The sequence below is a fragment of the Ramlibacter sp. genome, assembly GCF_036383835.1.
Lineage (GTDB): Bacteria > Pseudomonadota > Gammaproteobacteria > Burkholderiales > Burkholderiaceae_C > Ramlibacter.
Map to the genome: position 1 here is coordinate 30,550 of NZ_DASVNN010000095.1, position 16,748 is coordinate 47,297.

General features: G+C 69.2%; 18 protein-coding genes, 6 tRNA genes and 1 pseudogene. 18 read left to right on the plus strand and 7 right to left on the minus strand.

Features of this window, described 5'->3' with window-relative positions; all coding sequences use genetic code 11:
• Positions 1–9 precede the first annotated feature (9 nt).
• The 12 genes from VF522_RS15875 to VF522_RS15930 all read left to right on the plus strand — a co-directional run bounded on the left by VF522_RS15875 (position 10) and on the right by VF522_RS15930 (position 7,232).
• Positions 10–726, plus strand: a complete 717-nt coding sequence (locus VF522_RS15875; RefSeq protein WP_330909265.1) for an SPOR domain-containing protein — start codon at positions 10–12, stop codon at positions 724–726.
• 2 nt (positions 727–728) lie between these two features.
• Positions 729–1,217, plus strand: coding sequence for a CvpA family protein (locus VF522_RS15880; RefSeq protein ID WP_330909266.1), 489 nt, complete (start codon positions 729–731; stop codon positions 1,215–1,217).
• 13 nt (positions 1,218–1,230) lie between these two features.
• A complete protein-coding gene (gene purF / locus VF522_RS15885) occupies positions 1,231–2,739 on the plus strand; it encodes an amidophosphoribosyltransferase (RefSeq protein WP_330909267.1) in 1,509 nt (502 codons plus the stop codon).
• On the plus strand, positions 2,740–3,957 hold the full coding sequence (locus VF522_RS15890) for an O-succinylhomoserine sulfhydrylase (RefSeq protein ID WP_330909268.1): 1,218 nt from the start codon (positions 2,740–2,742) through the stop codon (positions 3,955–3,957). It abuts the gene before it with no gap.
• Positions 3,954–5,336, plus strand: coding sequence for a glutamate--tRNA ligase (gene gltX, locus VF522_RS15895; RefSeq protein ID WP_330909269.1), 1,383 nt, complete (start codon positions 3,954–3,956; stop codon positions 5,334–5,336). The genes VF522_RS15890 and gltX overlap by 4 nt, the downstream gene beginning before the upstream one ends.
• Positions 5,337–5,372: 36 nt before the next feature.
• Positions 5,373–5,448: transfer RNA gene (locus VF522_RS15900), tRNA-Ala, on the plus strand.
• Between the two features lie 54 nt (positions 5,449–5,502).
• Positions 5,503–5,578, plus strand: a tRNA-Glu gene (locus VF522_RS15905).
• A 46-nt stretch (positions 5,579–5,624) separates the two neighbouring features.
• Positions 5,625–5,701: transfer RNA gene (locus VF522_RS15910), tRNA-Asp, on the plus strand.
• 57 nt (positions 5,702–5,758) lie between these two features.
• A tRNA-Ala gene (locus VF522_RS15915) sits at positions 5,759–5,834 on the plus strand.
• Positions 5,835–5,866: 32 nt separating this feature from the next.
• Positions 5,867–5,942 (plus strand) — tRNA-Glu (locus VF522_RS15920).
• A gap of 52 nt (positions 5,943–5,994) precedes the next feature.
• Positions 5,995–6,071, plus strand: a tRNA-Asp gene (locus VF522_RS15925).
• Between the two features lie 120 nt (positions 6,072–6,191).
• Complete coding sequence (locus tag VF522_RS15930; RefSeq protein WP_330909270.1) at positions 6,192–7,232, plus strand: D-cysteine desulfhydrase; 1,041 nt, start codon at positions 6,192–6,194, stop codon at positions 7,230–7,232.
• A 6-nt stretch (positions 7,233–7,238) separates the two neighbouring features.
• Here VF522_RS15930 and VF522_RS15935 read toward each other — a convergent pair whose 3' ends face one another.
• The 3 genes from VF522_RS15935 to VF522_RS15945 are packed head-to-tail and all read right to left on the minus strand — an operon-like array spanning position 7,239 to position 9,959.
• Positions 7,239–8,213, minus strand: a complete 975-nt coding sequence (locus tag VF522_RS15935) for a tripartite tricarboxylate transporter substrate binding protein (RefSeq protein ID WP_330909271.1) — start codon at positions 8,211–8,213, stop codon at positions 7,239–7,241.
• Positions 8,214–8,227: 14 nt separating this feature from the next.
• Positions 8,228–9,286: an Ldh family oxidoreductase gene (locus VF522_RS15940; protein ID WP_330909272.1), complete on the minus strand. Its 1,059-nt coding sequence runs from the start codon at positions 9,284–9,286 to the stop codon at positions 8,228–8,230.
• Positions 9,279–9,959: an aspartate/glutamate racemase family protein gene (locus tag VF522_RS15945; protein WP_330909274.1), complete on the minus strand. Its 681-nt coding sequence runs from the start codon at positions 9,957–9,959 to the stop codon at positions 9,279–9,281. The genes VF522_RS15940 and VF522_RS15945 overlap by 8 nt, the downstream gene beginning before the upstream one ends.
• A gap of 89 nt (positions 9,960–10,048) precedes the next feature.
• On the opposite strand from VF522_RS15945, the gene VF522_RS15950 reads away from it, so the two are divergent.
• From VF522_RS15950 to VF522_RS15965, 4 genes are all read left to right on the plus strand, one after another.
• On the plus strand, positions 10,049–10,531 hold the full coding sequence (locus VF522_RS15950) for an acyl-CoA thioesterase (protein WP_330909275.1): 483 nt from the start codon (positions 10,049–10,051) through the stop codon (positions 10,529–10,531).
• Between the two features lie 101 nt (positions 10,532–10,632).
• Positions 10,633–10,989: a hypothetical protein gene (locus tag VF522_RS15955; protein WP_330909276.1), complete on the plus strand. Its 357-nt coding sequence runs from the start codon at positions 10,633–10,635 to the stop codon at positions 10,987–10,989.
• A 164-nt stretch (positions 10,990–11,153) separates the two neighbouring features.
• Positions 11,154–11,321 carry a hypothetical protein gene (locus VF522_RS15960; protein WP_330909277.1) on the plus strand — a complete coding sequence of 56 codons (168 nt, stop codon included), beginning with the start codon at positions 11,154–11,156 and terminating at the stop codon, positions 11,319–11,321.
• A gap of 21 nt (positions 11,322–11,342) precedes the next feature.
• Positions 11,343–11,519: a hypothetical protein gene (locus VF522_RS15965; protein WP_330909278.1), complete on the plus strand. Its 177-nt coding sequence runs from the start codon at positions 11,343–11,345 to the stop codon at positions 11,517–11,519.
• Between the two features lie 199 nt (positions 11,520–11,718).
• Here the strand turns inward: VF522_RS15965 and VF522_RS15970 are convergent, their stop codons facing one another.
• On the minus strand, positions 11,719–12,468 hold the full coding sequence (locus VF522_RS15970) for a hypothetical protein (RefSeq protein ID WP_330909279.1): 750 nt from the start codon (positions 12,466–12,468) through the stop codon (positions 11,719–11,721).
• A 101-nt stretch (positions 12,469–12,569) separates the two neighbouring features.
• Here VF522_RS15970 and VF522_RS15975 point away from each other — a divergent pair, with 101 nt between their 5' ends.
• Complete coding sequence (locus VF522_RS15975) at positions 12,570–12,944, plus strand: hypothetical protein (RefSeq protein ID WP_330909280.1); 375 nt, start codon at positions 12,570–12,572, stop codon at positions 12,942–12,944.
• 75 nt (positions 12,945–13,019) lie between these two features.
• On the opposite strand, the gene VF522_RS15980 is transcribed toward VF522_RS15975, so the two are convergent.
• Genes VF522_RS15980 through VF522_RS15990 form a run of 3 tightly spaced genes read right to left on the minus strand, consistent with a single transcriptional unit; the run spans position 13,020 to position 15,911 of the window.
• Entirely contained in the window at positions 13,020–13,919 is a 900-nt protein-coding gene (locus VF522_RS15980) for a DMT family transporter (RefSeq protein ID WP_330909281.1), read from the minus strand.
• 8 nt (positions 13,920–13,927) lie between these two features.
• Complete coding sequence (locus tag VF522_RS15985; protein ID WP_330909282.1) at positions 13,928–14,428, minus strand: methylated-DNA--[protein]-cysteine S-methyltransferase; 501 nt, start codon at positions 14,426–14,428, stop codon at positions 13,928–13,930.
• Between the two features lies 1 nt (position 14,429).
• Complete coding sequence (locus tag VF522_RS15990; protein ID WP_330909283.1) at positions 14,430–15,911, minus strand: DNA-3-methyladenine glycosylase 2 family protein; 1,482 nt, start codon at positions 15,909–15,911, stop codon at positions 14,430–14,432.
• A 112-nt stretch (positions 15,912–16,023) separates the two neighbouring features.
• Between VF522_RS15990 and VF522_RS15995 the strand changes: the two are divergent.
• Positions 16,024–16,748: pseudogene (locus tag VF522_RS15995) on the plus strand (phosphomannomutase/phosphoglucomutase); the annotation flags it as partial.

The window sequence follows — 16,748 nt, forward strand, 5'->3', positions numbered from 1 at the left end:
CCCCTCACCATGGCCTTGTTCAAGTCGCGCAAGAAAAAGGTCGACGAGCCGGTGGCCGCGGCCTCTCCCGCCGAAAGCATCGAAGTGATGCGCCGGCGCGCCCGCCACCGCCTGATCGGCGCCGTGGTGCTGGTGCTGGCAGGGGTCATCGGCTTCCCCATCCTGTTCGACACGCAGCCGCGTCCGGTCGCGGTCGACATCCCCATTGAAATCCCGGATCGCAACAAGGTGCCGCCGCTGCAGCTGCCGACGCAGCCGCCGGTCGCGTCGGGCAAGGTCACGCCCGCGCCGGCGCCCGCCGCGGCCGCACCGGTGATCACCGAAACCAGGCCGGAGCCCGCACCCGTCGCCAAGGTCGAGGCCCAGCCCGCGCCCGCGGAAAAGGTCGCGAAGCCGGAGCCGGCGGCCGAGAAGAAGCCGGAACCCAGGGCCGAAACGGCGCCCGAAACGGCCAAGGCCAAGGCGCTGCTCGAAGGCAGGTCGGTCGACGCGTCCGGCCTGCGCTATGTGGTGCAGGTCGGGGCCTTCGCCGAGCGCGACAAGGCGATGCAGGCCCAGCGCAAGCTGGAGCGGGCCGGCCTGAAGAACTACACCAACGTCGCCGAGACCCGCGACGGCAAGCGCATCCGCGTGCGGGCGGGCCCGTTCGCGACCCGCGCCGAGGCCGACAAGGCCGCGGCCAGGATCAAGGGGCTGGATTTGCCCGCGGCCGTCCTCACGTTGTAGCTTTGGCTGCGCTGGACTGGGTGATCGTCGCCGTGCTGGCGGCGTCGGTGCTGCTGGGGCTGTGGCGCGGGCTGGTGTACGAGGTGCTGTCGGTCCTGAACTGGATCGCCGCTTTCGTGCTCGCACAATGGCTGGCGCCGAAGGCGGCGTCGCTGCTGCCGCTGAGCCGGGCCGGCGAGGCGGTCCAGTACGCCGCGGGCTTCGTGGTGGTCTTCATCGCGGCGCTGTTCGCGGGGGGCCTGCTGACCTGGCTGACGAAGAAGCTGGTCGAAGCCGTCGGCTTGCGCCCGGTGGACCGGGCGCTCGGCGGCATGTTCGGCCTGGTGCGGGGCGTGGTGTTCGTGCTCGCCCTGGCCGTGGTGGTCCACCTGAGCGGCCTGAAGAATGGCGTATGGTGGACGGAATCGATGACGGCCGGCGTCGCGACGGCGGCCTTGCGTGGATTGAAGCCGGTGGTGCCCGAGCGGTTCGGTGCCTATCTGCCGGCGTGAAGGAAACAGATTTATGTGCGGAATCGTTGGAGTCGTCAGCCCGGGTCCGGTCAACCAGCTGATCTACGACGCGCTGCTGCTGCTGCAGCACCGCGGCCAGGACGCGGCCGGCATCGTGACCCTGCAGGGCCACAAGGTCTACATGCACAAGGCCAAGGGCATGGTGCGCGACGTGTTCCGCACCCGCAACATGCGCGCGCTGCCCGGCAACGCGGGCCTGGGCCAGGTGCGCTATCCGACGGCGGGCAACGCCTATAGCGAGGAAGAGGCGCAGCCCTTCTACGTCAACGCGCCCTTCGGCATCACGCTGGCGCACAACGGCAACCTGACCAACGCGCAGGCGCTGAAGGCCGAACTGTTCACGGCCGACCACCGCCACATCAACACCGAGAGCGATACCGAGGTGCTGGTGAACGTGTTCGCGCACGAGCTCGAGCGCACCACGCGCGGACTGCCGCTGACGCCGCAGGACGTGTTCTCGGCGGTGGGCAACGTGCACCGCCGCATCAAGGGCTCGTATGCCGTGGTGACGCTGATCGCCGGCCACGGCCTGCTGGCCTTCCGCGATCCGTACGGCATCCGCCCGCTGTGCCTCGGCCGCGGCGCCGACGGCACGGTGATGATCGCCAGCGAGTCCGTCACGCTGGAAGGCACCGGCCACAAGTTCGAGCGCGACATCGCGCCGGGCGAGGCCGTGTTCGTCGACATGAAGGGCAACGTGCACTCGCGGCAGTGCGCCGAGCATCCGAAGCTGTCGCCCTGCATCTTCGAATTCGTGTACCTCGCGCGTCCCGATTCCGAACTGGACGGCATCTCCGTCTACCAGGCGCGCCTGAACCTCGGCGAGTCCCTCGCCAAGCGCGTGGTCTCCACGGTGCCGCCCAGCGAGATCGACGTGGTGATCCCGATCCCCGAATCCAGCCGTCCCAGCGCGACGCAGCTGGCGCACCTGCTCGGCATCCCCTACCGCGAAGGCTTCGTCAAGAACCGCTACGTGGGCCGGACCTTCATCATGCCGGGCCAGTCGGTGCGCAAGAAGAGCGTGCGGCAGAAGCTCAACGTGATCGCCAGCGAGTTCAAGGGCCGCAACGTGCTGCTGGTGGACGACTCCATCGTGCGCGGCACGACCAGCCGCGAGATCGTGCAGATGGCGCGCGACGCCGGCGCCCGCAAGGTGTACCTCGCCAGCGCCGCGCCGCCGGTGCGCTTCCCCAACGTGTACGGCATCGACATGCCCACCGCCACCGAACTGGTGGCGCACGACCGCACGGTCGACGAAGTCCGCGAGATCATCGGCTGCGACGCACTGATCTACCAGGACGTGGAAGGCATGAAGAACGCCATCGGCAGGCTCAATGCGAAGCTCGACGGCTTCGATGCGTCCTGCTTCGACGGCGTGTACGTCACCGGCGACATCAACGCCGAAGACATCGAGAAGATCAACGAGGCGCGCATCGGCCAGGAGGATCCGCTGGAGGAAAACACCGGCCGGCTCGCCATCCCCAATCCCCAGGAAGCCTGAGTGACCGAGAAGAAGAAACTGCCCGAAGGACTGCATCGCGACACGCTCGCGGTGCGCACCGCGCTGCCTCCGAGCCAGTGGGGCGAGAACTCCGAGGCGCTGTTCCTCACCAGCGGCTTCGTGCAGCCCGACTCCGAGACGATGGCGCACCGCTTCGCCCATCCGCAGGAGGGCTACACCTACGGCCGCACCTCCAATCCCACCGTCACCAGCTTCGAGCAGCGGCTCGCGGCGATGGAGGGCACGGAAGCCGCGATCGGCACGGCCACCGGGATGGCGGCGATCCTGCTGCTCGGCATGGGCGTGCTGCGCGCGGGCGACCACGTGATCTGCTCGCGCTCGGTGTTCGGCTCCACGCTGAACCTGTTCGCCAAGGAATTCGGCAAGTTCGGCGTGGAATCCACCTTCGTCTCCCAGACGGACCTGCAGGAGTGGAAGGCCGCGGTGCGGCCCAACACCAGGCTGCTGTTCGCCGAGACGCCGACCAATCCGCTGACCGAAGTGTGCGACATCCGCGCGCTGGCGGACCTCGCGCACGGCGCCGGCGCGATCCTCGCGGTCGACAACTGCTTCTGCACGCCGGCGCTGCAGCGTCCCACCGATCTCGGCGCGGACCTCATCATCCATTCCGGCACCAAGTACCTCGATGGCCAGGGCCGGGTGATGGCCGGCGCGATCTGCGGTCCTTCGAAGTGGATCGTGGACGTGTTCGCGCCCATCGTGCGCACGGCGGGCATGACGCTGTCGCCGTTCAACGCCTGGGTGGTGCTCAAGGGCCTCGAGACGCTGGGCATCCGCATGCAGGCGCAGGCCGCCAACGCGCTCGCGCTCGCGCGCTTCCTGGAACAGCATCCGGCCGTGTCGCGCGTGTACTTCCCGGGCCTGGAGTCGCACCCGCAGCACGCGCTGGCGATGCAGCAGCAGTCCGGCGTGGGTGGCGCGGTGCTGTCGTTCGACGTCAAGGGCGGCGATCCGGCCGCGCTGCGCCGCAACGCCTTCACGGTGATCGACAGCTCGGAAGTCATGAGCATCGCCACCAACCTGGGCGACACCAAGTCCATCATCACGCACCCGGCCACCACCTCGCACGGCCGCCTCACCGAGGAACAGCGCCAGGCGGCCGGCATCGGCCAGGGGCTGATCCGCCTCGCGGTGGGCCTGGAGCACGTGGAAGACATCAAGACCGACCTGCTGCGCGGCCTGGACAAGCTCTCGTGAAAGTTCGCACCCGATTCGCCCCGTCGCCGACGGGCTTCATCCATCTCGGCAACATCCGCTCCGCCTTGTATCCGTGGGCGTTCGCGCGCTCGCAGGGCGGCACCTTCATCCTGCGCATCGAGGACACCGACCTCGAGCGCTCGACGCAGGCTTCGGTCGACGTGATCCTCGAAGGCATGCGCTGGCTGGGGCTCGATCCCGACGAGGGGCCGTTCTACCAGATGCAGCGCATGGACCGCTACCGCGCGGTGATCGCGGAGATGCGCGAGAAGGGCCTGGTCTATCCCTGCTACATGAGCGTGCAGGAACTCGACGCGCTGCGCGAGCGGCAGATGGCCGCCAAGGAGAAGCCGCGCTACGACGGCACCTGGCGTCCCGAACCCGGCAAGGCCCTGCCGCCGGTGCCCGAAGGCGTGCAGCCCGTGTGGCGCTTCCGCAATCCCCTCGGCGGCGCCGTCGTGTGGGACGACAAGGTCAAGGGCCGCATCGAGATCAGCAACGACGAGCTCGACGACCTCGTGATCGCGCGTCCCGACGGCACCCCCACGTACAACTTCTGCGTGGTGGTCGACGACATCGACATGGAGATCACGCACGTGATCCGCGGCGACGACCACGTGAACAACACGCCGCGCCAGATCAACATCTTCCGCGCGCTCGGCTACGAGCCGCCGGTGTTCGCGCACCTGCCCACCGTGCTGAACGAGCAGGGCGAGAAGATGTCCAAGCGGCACGGCGCCAAGGCGGTGACCTGGTACCGCGACGAGGGCTTCCTGCCCGAGGGCGTGGTGAACTACCTGGCGCGCCTGGGCTGGTCCCACGGCGACGACGAGATCTTCAGCCGCGAGCAGTTCGTGCAGTGGTTCGGCCTGGACCACCTGGGCAAGAGCGCGGCGCAGTACGACGAGACCAAGCTGCGCTGGGTGAACGCCCAGCACATGAAGCTCACGCCGGACGACCGCCTCGGCCAGATCGTGGAAAACCTGCTGAAGCAGCGCGGCATCGCCGTCGACGCGCGGCTGCCCGCCATCTGCGGCCTGTTCAAGGACCGCTGCGACACCACCCACGTGCTGGCCGACTGGGCGCAGCGCTTCTACATCGACGTCGAGCCCAACGCCGACGAGGTGAAGAAGCACATCCACGACGGCGTGCGCCCGGCGATCTCGATGCTCGCGAAGATGCTCGAGGCCTGCCCGTGGACGAAGGAGGACATCGCCGAAGCGGTGAAGGAAACGCTGCGCGCCACCGGCATCAAGATGCCGCAGCTGGCGATGCCGGTGCGCGTGCTCGTGATGGGAACGGCGCAGACGCCGTCGCTCGATGCTGTCCTCGCGCTGTCATTGCGCGAACGCGTGCTCGAGCGTCTGCGGGGCGCCTGAGTTTTCGGTGTAGAATCCGAGGCTCGACACCTGCATGGGGGTATAGCTCAGCTGGGAGAGCGCTTGCATGGCATGCAAGAGGTCAGCGGTTCGATCCCGCTTACCTCCACCAACAAGTGTCGATGGAAATCGGAGAAACTCGCCGGAGTTTCCGGTTCAAGGTTTTGACCCTATCGTCTAGAGGCCTAGGACATTACCCTTTCACGGTAAGTACCGGGGTTCGAATCCCCGTAGGGTCGCCAAGTTTTGCCGGCACTTGTCTCGCAAGAGCGAAGCCGGCACCGACGCGGAGTGGTAGTTCAGTTGGTTAGAATACCGGCCTGTCACGCCGGGGGTCGCGGGTTCGAGTCCCGTCCACTCCGCCAAGTGATTCCCAAGCACGGGCCCCCAGGCCCGTGTTTTGTTTAGTGAGAGACAGCACTGGGGGTATAGCTCAGCTGGGAGAGCGCTTGCATGGCATGCAAGAGGTCAGCGGTTCGATCCCGCTTACCTCCACCAGTTGTCTTTCGTTGGTTTTCAGTCCAGGTTACGACCCTATCGTCTAGAGGCCTAGGACATCACCCTTTCACGGTGAGTACCGGGGTTCGAATCCCCGTAGGGTCGCCAAGTTTCGTGGCACTCGCCCCGGATCCAGTCCGGGGGGAAGCCACGCCAGCGGGGAGTGGTAGTTCAGTTGGTTAGAATACCGGCCTGTCACGCCGGGGGTCGCGGGTTCGAGTCCCGTCCACTCCGCCAGGAATCGAAAGCCGCTGCAGGAAACTGCAGCGGCTTTTTGTTTGCGACCGGGAGACTGCGCCGTCGTGCGACGGTGTAGTACGGAGGAAGTGGTCGGCGCGATTGCACTAACATCGTGCAATGGACCTCTCCCGCTTCCCCCGCCGTCGCTACACCCCGTTCGCGACGCCCATCGAATTCCTCCCCCACTTCACCAAGGCGCTGGCCGCCACCTGCCCCGGTGGGCAGGGGCCGCGCATCTGGATCAAGCGCGACGACATGCTGGGACTGTTCCCCGGCGGCAACAAGACGCGCAAGCTGGAATTCCTCGTGGCCGACGCGCTGGCGCAGGGTGCCGACACGCTGGTGACCTGCGGCGCGCCGCAGTCCAACCACTGCCGCATCACGTTGTCCGCCGCCGTGAAGGAAGGCCTGAAGTGCCGCTTCGTGATCGAAGAGCGCGTGCCTGACAGCTACGACGTCCATGCGAGCGGCAACAACTTCATGTTCCGCCTCATGGGCGTCGAGGCGATCACCGTCGTGAAGGGCGGCAGCAACATGGCCGCCGAGATGCAGAAGGTGGCGGACGACGTCGCGCGCGCCGGCGGCAAGGCGTACATCATTCCCGGCGGCGGATCGAACGCGATCGGCGGCCTCGGCTACGTCGCCTGCGCGCAGGAACTGCAGCAGCAGCTGTTCGAGCAGGACATCGCCATCGACCGCATCGTGGTCGGTTCGGGCAGCTCCGGCACGCACGGCGGCTTGGTGGCCGGCTTCCTGGGCAACAACATCGGCATCCCCATCACCGGCATCGGCGTGAGCCGCGACCTGCCCGACCAGCAGCCGCTGGTGCTGAAGGAAGCGCAGGCGGTGCTGGACCTGCTGGGCCTGGACATCAAGGTCAAGCCCGAGGACGTGAACTGCGTCGGCGGCTTCTGGCAGCCGAAGTACTCCGTGCCCAACGCGCGCATGGTGGAAGCCGTGCAGATGCTGGCGCGCACCGAAGGCATCCCGCTGGATCCGGTCTACACCGGCAAGATCATGGCGGGCCTGATCGGCCTCGCGCGCGAAGGCATGCTGAAGGCGAACGAGAACGTGCTGTTCCTGCACACCGGCGGGCTGCCGTCGCTGCATGCGTACGAGCGCGAGGTGCTCGGCGAGGTCAAGAACCTGCCGGCCTGACAGGCCTCACTCCGCCGTGATGTTGTTCGCCTTGATCAGCGCGCCGTACTTCGCGAGCTGGGCGCGCGTCGCCGTGCCCAGTTCGTCCGGCGTGCTGCCGCGCGGCGTGAGGCCCTGCGCGTTGAGCTTCTCGCGGACCTCGGCGTCGCCGAGCGCCTTCTGCACTTCGGCGGACAGCTTGCCCACGATGTCCTTCGGCGTGCCCGCCGGGGCCATGATCGTGAACCAGGAGTTGAACTCGAAGCCGGCCAGGCCCGATTCGGACACCGTGGGCACGTCGGGGAACTGCGGCATGCGGCGCGGCGTCGTCACGCCGATCAGGCGCACCTTGCCGGCCTTGATCAGCGAAGTGACGGTGGCGATGCCCTGGAACGCCGCGTCGACTTCCTTGCCGCCCACGCCCATCGCCGCCTGCGTCGCGCCCTTGTAGGGCACGTGCTTCATCTGCACGCCGGCCTGCGAGGCGAACAGTGCCATCGCGATGTGCTGCGGGCTGCCGTTGCCGCCGGAGCTGTAGTTCAACTGGCCCGGCTTCTGCTTCGCCAGCGCGATCAGGTCGGCTGCGCTCTTCTCGGATGCATCGGTGGGCACGACGAGGCCCCATTCCACGGTCGCCACCAGCGACACCGGCTCGAAGTCCCTGAGGATGTCCCAGGGCATCTTCGGGTTCAGGTTCGGCACCATGGTCATGATGCTGTCGTTGAAGCCGCCGATGGTGTAGCCGTCGGGCGCGGCCTTCGCCACCTCGCCCGCGCCGATCAGGCCCGCCGCGCCGGGCTTGTTCTCGATGACGATCGCCTGCCCCATGTTCTGGGACATCTTCTGCGCGACGATGCGCGCGGCGGCGTCGACCGCGCTGCCGGCCGCGAGCGGCACGACCATGCGGATCGGCTTGGCCGTCGGCCAGGCCTGTGCGTGCGCGAGGCCCGTGGCGGCCAGGCCGCACAGGAACGAGAGGACGAGGCGGCGGGTGCGGATCATCGGTGTCTCCTGGTTCAGGTGTCCGAAAGCTGCGGGATGCCCATCTCCCGCGCGAAGTCGTCGAGCTGCCGGCGCAGCGCAGGGGGCAGGGCGAGGCCTTCGCGCTCGTTCGCGAGGCGCTTTTCGTGGCTCTGCTCGCCCGGCATCCAGATGCGGTCCACGCCCGGCATGCGCTCGCTGGCGCGCAGTTCGCGCACCAGCTTGTCGACGCGCGCCTTGAATCCAGCCACTTCGCCGAAGGCGTCGGGATCGATCACCAGGATCGCCTGCCCCGTGTTGGTGACCGTGACGGGGTCCTGGTTGAAGTCGATCGTCTCGCTGCCCATCGCCGCGCCGTTCAGGCTGCCGGCGAGCAGGCCGACGATCATCGCGAGGCCGTAGCCCTTGTAGCCGCCGATCGGCATCAGGAAGCCCTCGTCGGCGCGCTTCGGGTCGGTCAGCGGCTCGCCCTGGCGGTCGATCATCCAGCCCACCGGCATCTGCTCGCCGCGCTGCGCCTTGGCCTTCACCTTGCCGTAGGCCGCCACAGTGGTCGCCATGTCCAGCACCACCGGCGGCTCCTCGCCCGCGGGCACCGCCACCGCGATCGGATTGGTGGACAGCAGCATGTCGAGCCCGCCCCAGGGCGGCAGGTGATTGGCGTTGCCCACCGCGAAGTACAGGCCGATCATGTCGTGCGGCAGCGCCATGCGCGCATACAGCGAGGCCGGCCCGGCATGGTTCGACAGCCGCGCGCCGACCCAGGCCACGCCGCAATGGCGCGCCTTCCCGATCGCGATCTCCGCGGCCTTCTTCATCACGAGGTGGCCCATGCCGTTGTCGCCGTCGAGGAGCGCCATGCCGGCCTTCTCCTTCACGACCCGGATGTCCGGATGCAGGTTCATGCCGCCGGCGCGGATGCGGCGCGCGTAGGGCACGAGGCGGATCACGCCGTGGCCGTCCGAGCCCTGCACTTCGGCCTCCGTCATGAGTTCGGCGACGGTGCGCGCGTCGTCCGCCGGCAGCCCGAGTCGTTCGAGCGCGGTGGCGAGGAAGCGGCACACCTGCGGCGCCGGGATGCGGGAATCAGGCATGCGACATTCTTTCCATCAGCGCCTGCACGGCGCAATCGGGGCTGCTCAGGACGGGGCAGGGCAGTTCGGCCTGCACGAGGGGCAGGGCGGCGGCCATGGAGAACTGCGCCAGCATCACCGCGTCGCCATCGGCCAGCGCGCGGGCGGCCTGCGCGATCTTGCGGTGGTGGTCGGCCGGCCGGCCCTGGGCGAGGTCGTCCATCGCCTCGGGCACGAAGACGGTGCGCAATTCGATGGCGATGCCCCGCTCCCTGGCCAGCGCCTGCAGTTCCTCGGCCATCGAAGGCAGCGAGGCCTGGAAGGTGGCGACCAGGCCGAGGCGCAGCGGCTTCGTGTCCTGCGCGAGCGCCAGCGCCTGCTCGAACATCGCTTCGTTGGGCTTGAGCGTCGGCAGGCCGGTGGCGCGGGCCGCGGCCTCGATCGCCGGGCCGAAGGCGGAACAGGTGAAGAGGATGCCGCCGCAGCCGGTGCGCTGCGCGTACCGAGCGAGGTCGACGAAGCGCTGAACCATCTCCGGGGTGAGGCAGCCGGCCTGCGCGCGGTCGGAGGAGAGGCTGTCGTCCAGCAGGTTCATGGGCCGCACCTGCGGCCAGTGCCGCCGGAAGGCCGCCTGGATCGGTTCCACCGCGAGCGGGGTGGCGTGGATCAGGGCGATGCGGGGCGGGGGAGGCATGTTGGCATGCTAAAGGGCAGGGCGGTGGGCAAGCAAGCTTGCCCACCCTACCCATTTGTCCAGGGCTCGCTTCTTGCTACAAACACGACATGGACCTCCCCGCCCACCAACTCACGATGACCCTCCTGATGACCCCCGACACGGCGAACTTCGCCGGCAACGTGCACGGGGGCCACCTGCTCAAATGGCTGGACCAGGTGGCCTATGCCTGCGCGAGCCGCTATGCCGCGCGTTACGTCGTCACGGTGTCGGTGGACCAGGTCACCTTCCGCGAGCCGATCTTCGTCGGCGAACTCGTCACCTTCCTCGCGAGCGTCAACCACACCGGCACCAGTTCCATGGAAGTGGGCATCAAGGTGCTGGCGCAGGACATCCGCAGCCAGGCCATGCGCCACGTCAACAGCTGCTTCTTCACCATGGTCGCGGTGGACGACGAGCGCAAGCCGGTGACCGTGCCGTCGCTGCGGCCCTTCACGCCCGAGGAGAAGCGGCGCTTCGAAGCGGCCAGGCTGCGCAAGGAGCTGCGGCGCGAGATGAACGAGCGCTTCCAGGCGCTGCAGGCCCAGCAGTAGCGGGGGCCGGCGGGCATTCCGTCACGCGCCCCGCTGGCACCTGCACGAGGCTGGCATGCAGTCCTACAGCCATTCCGTGCGCTAGTTCCTAGATTCAGCGCATGAGTACGAGGAACGGCCCGCACGCGCGGGCCAACGCCGCCGAGGACGACTCCCCCACCGCGCGTGCGGTGAGCAAGACCATGCGATACAGCCGTGCCGAATACGCGAAGGTCCTGGCCTTGCAGGACGAGGTGGCGCGCGCGGATGCGGATTACCAGCGCCTGCGCAATGCCTACATGGACATGGCCCAGAAGGAGCCCGACCACGAGGTGGGGCTGGCCATGATCGGCGCCGACATGGACCGTGCCCATGCCCGCCTGCAGGCCCTGATCGGGCTGCCGCGCCTGCCTTTCACGCACGAGCCGAGCGCCGTGATGCGGCGCGAGGTCCAGCGGCTGACGGACGAAAAGCACTGACTGCTTCGGCCCCCGACTACAGCAGATGCGTCCCGCTTCCGAGGGCGCGGGGTGCCGCCGCGACGCACCATGCGTGGATGGAGGCGCCCCATGAAGCCTGCTGACATCGACCCGAGCCTGCGAGCGGCCGAGCGACCGCTGGGCGCCAAAGAGTCCCTTCTCACATGAACATCAAGCAGCCACCGACCCATCCCGTCGAGCCCGAGCCGATGCAGCCGGGCGCCGACAAGCCCGACCCGAATCCCACGCAGCTGCCCATCGAGCCCGAGTTCGGGCAGGCGCTGCCGCCGGCCGAGCCGGAGGACCCGGGCGTGCAGAAGCCGGTGATCTGAACGAATTTCCAGGAGTCCACCATGCCTTACATCCGCACGCCCCAGGGCATCACCCCGCCGGCCCCCGGCCTCGAGCGCGAGGAGCCGACCTTCGTGCCCGAGCGGGACATCCCCGACAGCGATGCGCGCGCCAACGCGCGCAAGGAGCGGAACGGCTCGCGCGAGGAGCGCGCGCCGCGCACCCCCGAGCGCGAATGACCTCGAACGCCCCGCCCCCTTCGCCGGCCCCGGCCGATGCGCCGAAGCCGGCCAATCCGGAGCCGACCGCCCCGCCGGTCGACCCCGAGAAGGGGCATGTCAAGGATCCGGAACAGGGGCATTCGGAGCACCCCAAACAGTAGGCTGGCCGTTTCGTAGGTCGGTGGTGAGCCCGAAGGCGAACCCCGACGCTGGGCGCTCAATTCGCGTCCAGCATCCCCTGCACGTCGTCATCCGCATTCGCGATCGGCGTCGCCTTCGCCAATGCCATCCACACCCCGAACGGCAATCCCGCCCGCGCCGGCCTCTGCGCCGGCCGCGCGACGGCGATCCGCTCGCCCTGCACGACCATCACCCCGCATTCGCCCGGCACCTCCTCCGGCTCCGCGATCGCCCGACCGCGCGCATCGCTGCCCAGCACGTACCAGCACTCGCCGAGATCGCGATAGGCCGCGCGCTTGGCTTCCTGCTTCAGGTCCGCCAGCAGGTCGGCGCGCCGCACCTTGATCTCGTGGACGATCGGCTCGACGTACGTCTCCACCGAGGTGTGGCGGATGGAGAAGACGTCCGGCCGCGCGATGCACCAGCGCAGCGGCTTCGCCTCGTCGCCGGTCGCCACCTGCGCCCGCAGGCTCAGGCCGGCCCAGGCGAGGCGGCCCGCGCGCGCCATCTCCTGCGCCACCCGCTGCACCAGCCGCTCGTGCGTCGAGAGCGCGGCGCGGTTGCGCGCCAGCACGGTCGAGAGCCACTGCATGCCCGCATCGGTCACGCGCAGCGTCTCGTGTCCCAGGGGCGAGCGCACGCGTTCGAGCAGGCCGGCCGCGAGCAGGTCGATCTCCAGCGGATCCTGGCTTGGCCAGCCGGCGGAGCGGTAGACATCGCGCAGGCGCCGCCCGTGGGCCCGCGTGAGCGCGGACGGCGAAAGGGTGGATGGGGCCGCGGCTGTCATGGGGAAGGCGTCAGTGTAAGGCGCGCTGGTAGGCACTCTCCCACGCGCCTACGCGCACTCCGCTTATCGTCGCGCCTGAGTGGGTGCCCACAATGAGCGGCATGGTTGAGAAATCGATGCAGTCCTCGTGCCCGGCCGCCGCGCACCTCGCCGCGCTGGCCCACGCGCCCGTCCCCTCCGTCCTGTACGGCATCACCGCCGTGCGCCTGGAAGGCAGCCAGGTCACGGAGGTGATGATGGGGATGATCGATCCCAGCCTGCAGCACTGGGACCTGCGTCCCGCCCCCACGCGGCTGGTCGAAGTGGTGGACCGCCTGGTCGAGGGCGACACCATCGTCACGCTGTTCCCCACCGAGCGCGGCACCCTGCAGATGGGCCCGCAGGTGACGGTGGACGTGCTGCCCGAGGGCACCGAGACGCTGGCGGCGGCGGAAGAGCAGCCGGGGCGGCGGTTGATGGACCTGCCGCGCTTTTGAGCGGCCTCGTCACTTCTGGTGGCTGGGTAGGGTGGGCAAGCTCGCTTGCCCACCATGCGGGTTACCGGCCGATGCTCAGGTCTGCGGCCGCAGCGCCGGGATCTTCAGCAGCCCCGTCGACAGTGCCGTGCCCAGCAGCACCACCGCGCCCCACACCAGCATCCACGGCGTGACCCGTTCGCCGAGGAACAGCGCGCCGTAGAGGATCGCGAACACCGGGATCGCGAAGGTCACGGCCAGCGCGCGCGCGGGGCCGGCCTGTTCGATCAGGCGGAAATACAGGATGTAGGCGACGCCTGTGCACAGCACGCCGAGCACGGCCAGCGCCAGCCACGCCTGCGCGCCGGGCATCTGCTCCGGCCGCAGCCACAGGGCCGGCAAGGCCAGCAGCAGGGTGGCGCCCAGCTGGCTGCCGGTGGCCGTCACCAGCGGCGGCAGGCCGGTGAGGTAGCGCTTGGTCGCGCTCGCGGCGAACGCGTAGCAGACCGTCGCCAGCAGGCAGGCGAGCACGGCCCACGCCGGCGCGATGCCCGACACCGCATCCGGCTTGAAGCTCGCCTTGTCCCAGGCCAGCGCGGCGACGCCGCCGAAGCCGATGACGAGGCCCAGCACGCGCGAGCCGGTGGGCCGGTCCTTCAGCCACCACCACGCGACCAGCGCGCCGAACAGCGGCACCGTCGCATTCAGGATCGCCGACAGGCCCGTCGTGATCGACAGCAGCGCGAACGCGAACAGCATGAAGGGCAGGGCCGAATTGAGCACGCCCACCAGGCACACCTTCCACCACGCGCGGCGGAAGACGGCGCCGTGCCCCTTGGCCAGCATCAGCGGCGCCAGGAAGACCGTGGCGATCGCGACGCGCATGGCGGCCGTGCCGACCACGCCGAACTCGACGACGGCCAGCCGCATGAACAGGAAGGACGCACCCCAGATCGCCGCGAGGACGACGAAGTCGATGATCGAAGCAAATGACATGAGGGGCGCTAGTGTGCCAGTGCGCCTTCGAGACGCAGGAGTGCGGTCTTTCGTTCCAGCCCGCCTGCATAGCCGGTGAGCGCGCCGCCGGTGCCGAGCACGCGGTGGCAGGGCACGACGATGCTCACCGGGTTGCGGCCCACCGCTGCACCCACCGCACGCGCCGCTTCCGGCTTGCCGAGGCGCCGGCCCAGTTCCGCATAGCTCGTGGTGCCGCCGGGCGGGATCGCGAGCAGCGCCTGCCACACGCTTTGCTGGAAGGCCGTGCCGTGTTGCAGGTCCAGCGGCAAGTCGAACTGCGTGCGCTCGCCCGCGAAGTAGGCGCGCAGCTGCGCGATGGCTTCGACCAGTACCGGATGGTGCGGGTTTTCGCGCCAGCCGCTCGCATCGGGACCATGGCGCTGGCCGACGAACCACACGCCGCACACGCCGCGGTCGGTGGCCGCCAGCAGCATCTCGCCCAGCGGGCTCTCGTAGTGCGCGCACACGCGCGGGTCCTGTGTCTTCATCTCATGCTCCTTGCGACAGTGCACTCCAGGCGCGCACTACTGCGTAACTGCGCCAGGGTTTCCAGGCCTGCGAAGCGGCCTCGGCCTCGCGCGCCGGCTGCTTCATCTGCTGCACGCCCAGGGCCTTGTGCAGGGCCACGTCGCCGGCCGGGAAGGCGTCGGGCCAGCGCAGCGCCCGCATCGCGATGTATTGCGCCGTCCAGTCGCCGATGCCCGGCAACTCCTTGAGCGCGGCGATCGTCGAAGGCACGTCGGCGCCCGGATGCAGCGTGACGCGTCCTTCGGCGACGGCCCGCGCGATCGCCACGATCGCCGCCTGCCGCTGCCGCACAATCCCGAGCTGGCCCAGCGCATCGCCTTCCGCCGCCGCCAGCACCTCCGGCGCCGGGAACAGGTGGTGCAGCGCCGGATCCGGCGTCTCGATGGGCGCGCCGAAGCGATGCACCAGCCGCTGCGCCAGCGTGCGCGCCGCCGCCACCGTGATCTGCTGGCCCAGCACGGCCCGCACCGCCAGTTCGTAGCCGCTCAGCGATCCCGGCACCCGCAGGCCGTCCCCCAGCGGGAAGCTTCCGTGCAGGCGCGCGTTGATCGCATGGGGATCGGCATCGAGGTCGAACGCCGCCCGCACGCGGCGGATCACCAGCGGCAGCACGCCATGCAGCGATTCGCTCACGCGCAGCACCAATTGGCACTGCGCCTCGTCGAAGCCGGCCGTGATCCAGCCCTGCCAGCGCTGGCCGCCGGCGTCGAGTGCCAGCGTTCGTGCGAGCTGCCGATCCGTCACCGATTCCAGTCCTTCGATGGCCCGCGTGCGGAAGAAACCGAGCATCGCGTCCACGTCGTAAGGCGGCCGCCAGCCGAGGCGCACCTCGCAGGTGGCCTGCGGCGCGCCGCCTTCGCGGCGCAGCGCGCTCGGGCTCAGTCCGTAGTGCCCGGTGAAGGCCGCGTTGAAGCGGCGCACGCTGCCGAAGCCGCTGATCAACGCGATCCCGGTGATGGGCAGCCGCGTGTCCGCCAGCAGCTGTTTCGCGCTGAGCAGCCGCCGCGTCTGCAGGTACTGCAGCGGCGTCACGCCCAGGTGCGTTTCGAAGATGCGCCGCAGGTGGCGGTCGCTCACGCCCAGGCGCTGCGCGAGCCGCTCCACCGTCGGCATCTCGCCGCCCCAGGCTTCCGGCTCGTCGAGCAGCCGGGCCGCCTGCTGGGCCAGGACCGCCGTCGCGTCCTGCACCGACCAGCGCAGCGCGTGCGGCGCCAGCTCGGGACGGCAGCGCAGGCAGGGCCGGAAGCCGGCGCTTTCGGCCTGCGCCGCCAGCGCGAAGAAGCGGCAGTTCTCGCGCCGCGGCGTGCGCACCTTGCACACGGGGCGGCAGTAGATGCCGGTGCTGGTGACGCCGGTGAAGAAAGCGCCGTCGAAACGGGCGTCGCGCGTCTTCAGCGCGAGGTAGCACGCATCGGGGTGCAGGGGCGGATCGGCAGGGCTCATGACAGCCATGATACGCACCGGACCCGACCGGACTAGCCGTTTTCGGACATGTTCCTCGCCACCCCCCACCTAGAATGGACCGGACCCCGCCATCGACAACAACATCCGCACCATGCAGCTCAGCCCCAGCATCTTCAAGGCTTACGACGTCCGCGGCATCGTCCCGTCCACGCTCACCGAAGAGGTCGCCGAAGCGCTCGGCCGCGCCTTCGGCACCATGGCCCGCAAGGAAGGCGAGAAGGCGGTCGCCGTCGGCCGCGACGGCCGGCTCAGCGGTCCTGCGCTCAGCGCCGCGCTCATCCGCGGCCTCGTGTCGACCGGCGTCGACGTCGTCGACGTCGGCATGGTGACGACGCCCATGCTCTATTTCGCCGCCGCCACGCTCGCCAACAGCGGCATCCAGGTCACCGGCAGCCACAACCCGAAGGACTACAACGGCTTCAAGATGGTGCTGGCCGGCCGCGCGATCCACGGCGACGAGATCCAGAACCTGCGCAGGATCATCGAGAGCTCCGCCTGGGAGAAGGCCGACAGGAGCGGCAACGTCCGCAACGTCAACGTCTTCGCGCCCTACCGCGACCGCATCGCGAAAGACATCAAGCTGGCCCGCCCGCTGAAGATCGTGGTGGACAGCGGCAACGGCGTGGCCGGCGCCTCGGCCCCCGAGGTCTTCCGCGCGATCGGCTGCGAGGTGATCGAGATCTACAGCGAGGTGGACGGCAACTTCCCCAACCACCACCCCGATCCGAGCAAGCCGGAGAACCTGCGCGACCTGATCGCAAAATTGAAGGAGACCGGCGCCGACCTGGGCCTCGCCTTCGACGGCGACGGCGACCG

Coding starts and splice junctions, on each gene's coding strand:
- VF522_RS15875 (WP_330909265.1), top strand. CDS start 10: ATGGCCTTGTTCAAGTCGCGCAAGAAAAAGGTCGACGAGCCGGTGGCC.
- purF (WP_330909267.1), top strand. CDS start 1,231: ATGTGCGGAATCGTTGGAGTCGTCAGCCCGGGTCCGGTCAACCAGCTG.
- VF522_RS15930 (WP_330909270.1), top strand. CDS start 6,192: ATGGACCTCTCCCGCTTCCCCCGCCGTCGCTACACCCCGTTCGCGACG.
- VF522_RS15935 (WP_330909271.1), bottom strand. CDS start 8,213: ATGATCCGCACCCGCCGCCTCGTCCTCTCGTTCCTGTGCGGCCTGGCC.
- VF522_RS15940 (WP_330909272.1), bottom strand. CDS start 9,286: ATGCCTGATTCCCGCATCCCGGCGCCGCAGGTGTGCCGCTTCCTCGCC.
- VF522_RS15945 (WP_330909274.1), bottom strand. CDS start 9,959: ATGCCTCCCCCGCCCCGCATCGCCCTGATCCACGCCACCCCGCTCGCG.
- VF522_RS15950 (WP_330909275.1), top strand. CDS start 10,049: ATGGACCTCCCCGCCCACCAACTCACGATGACCCTCCTGATGACCCCC.
- VF522_RS15955 (WP_330909276.1), top strand. CDS start 10,633: ATGAGTACGAGGAACGGCCCGCACGCGCGGGCCAACGCCGCCGAGGAC.
- VF522_RS15960 (WP_330909277.1), top strand. CDS start 11,154: ATGAACATCAAGCAGCCACCGACCCATCCCGTCGAGCCCGAGCCGATG.
- VF522_RS15965 (WP_330909278.1), top strand. CDS start 11,343: ATGCCTTACATCCGCACGCCCCAGGGCATCACCCCGCCGGCCCCCGGC.
- VF522_RS15970 (WP_330909279.1), bottom strand. CDS start 12,468: ATGACAGCCGCGGCCCCATCCACCCTTTCGCCGTCCGCGCTCACGCGG.
- VF522_RS15975 (WP_330909280.1), top strand. CDS start 12,570: ATGGTTGAGAAATCGATGCAGTCCTCGTGCCCGGCCGCCGCGCACCTC.
- VF522_RS15980 (WP_330909281.1), bottom strand. CDS start 13,919: ATGTCATTTGCTTCGATCATCGACTTCGTCGTCCTCGCGGCGATCTGG.
- VF522_RS15985 (WP_330909282.1), bottom strand. CDS start 14,428: ATGAAGACACAGGACCCGCGCGTGTGCGCGCACTACGAGAGCCCGCTG.
- VF522_RS15990 (WP_330909283.1), bottom strand. CDS start 15,911: ATGAGCCCTGCCGATCCGCCCCTGCACCCCGATGCGTGCTACCTCGCG.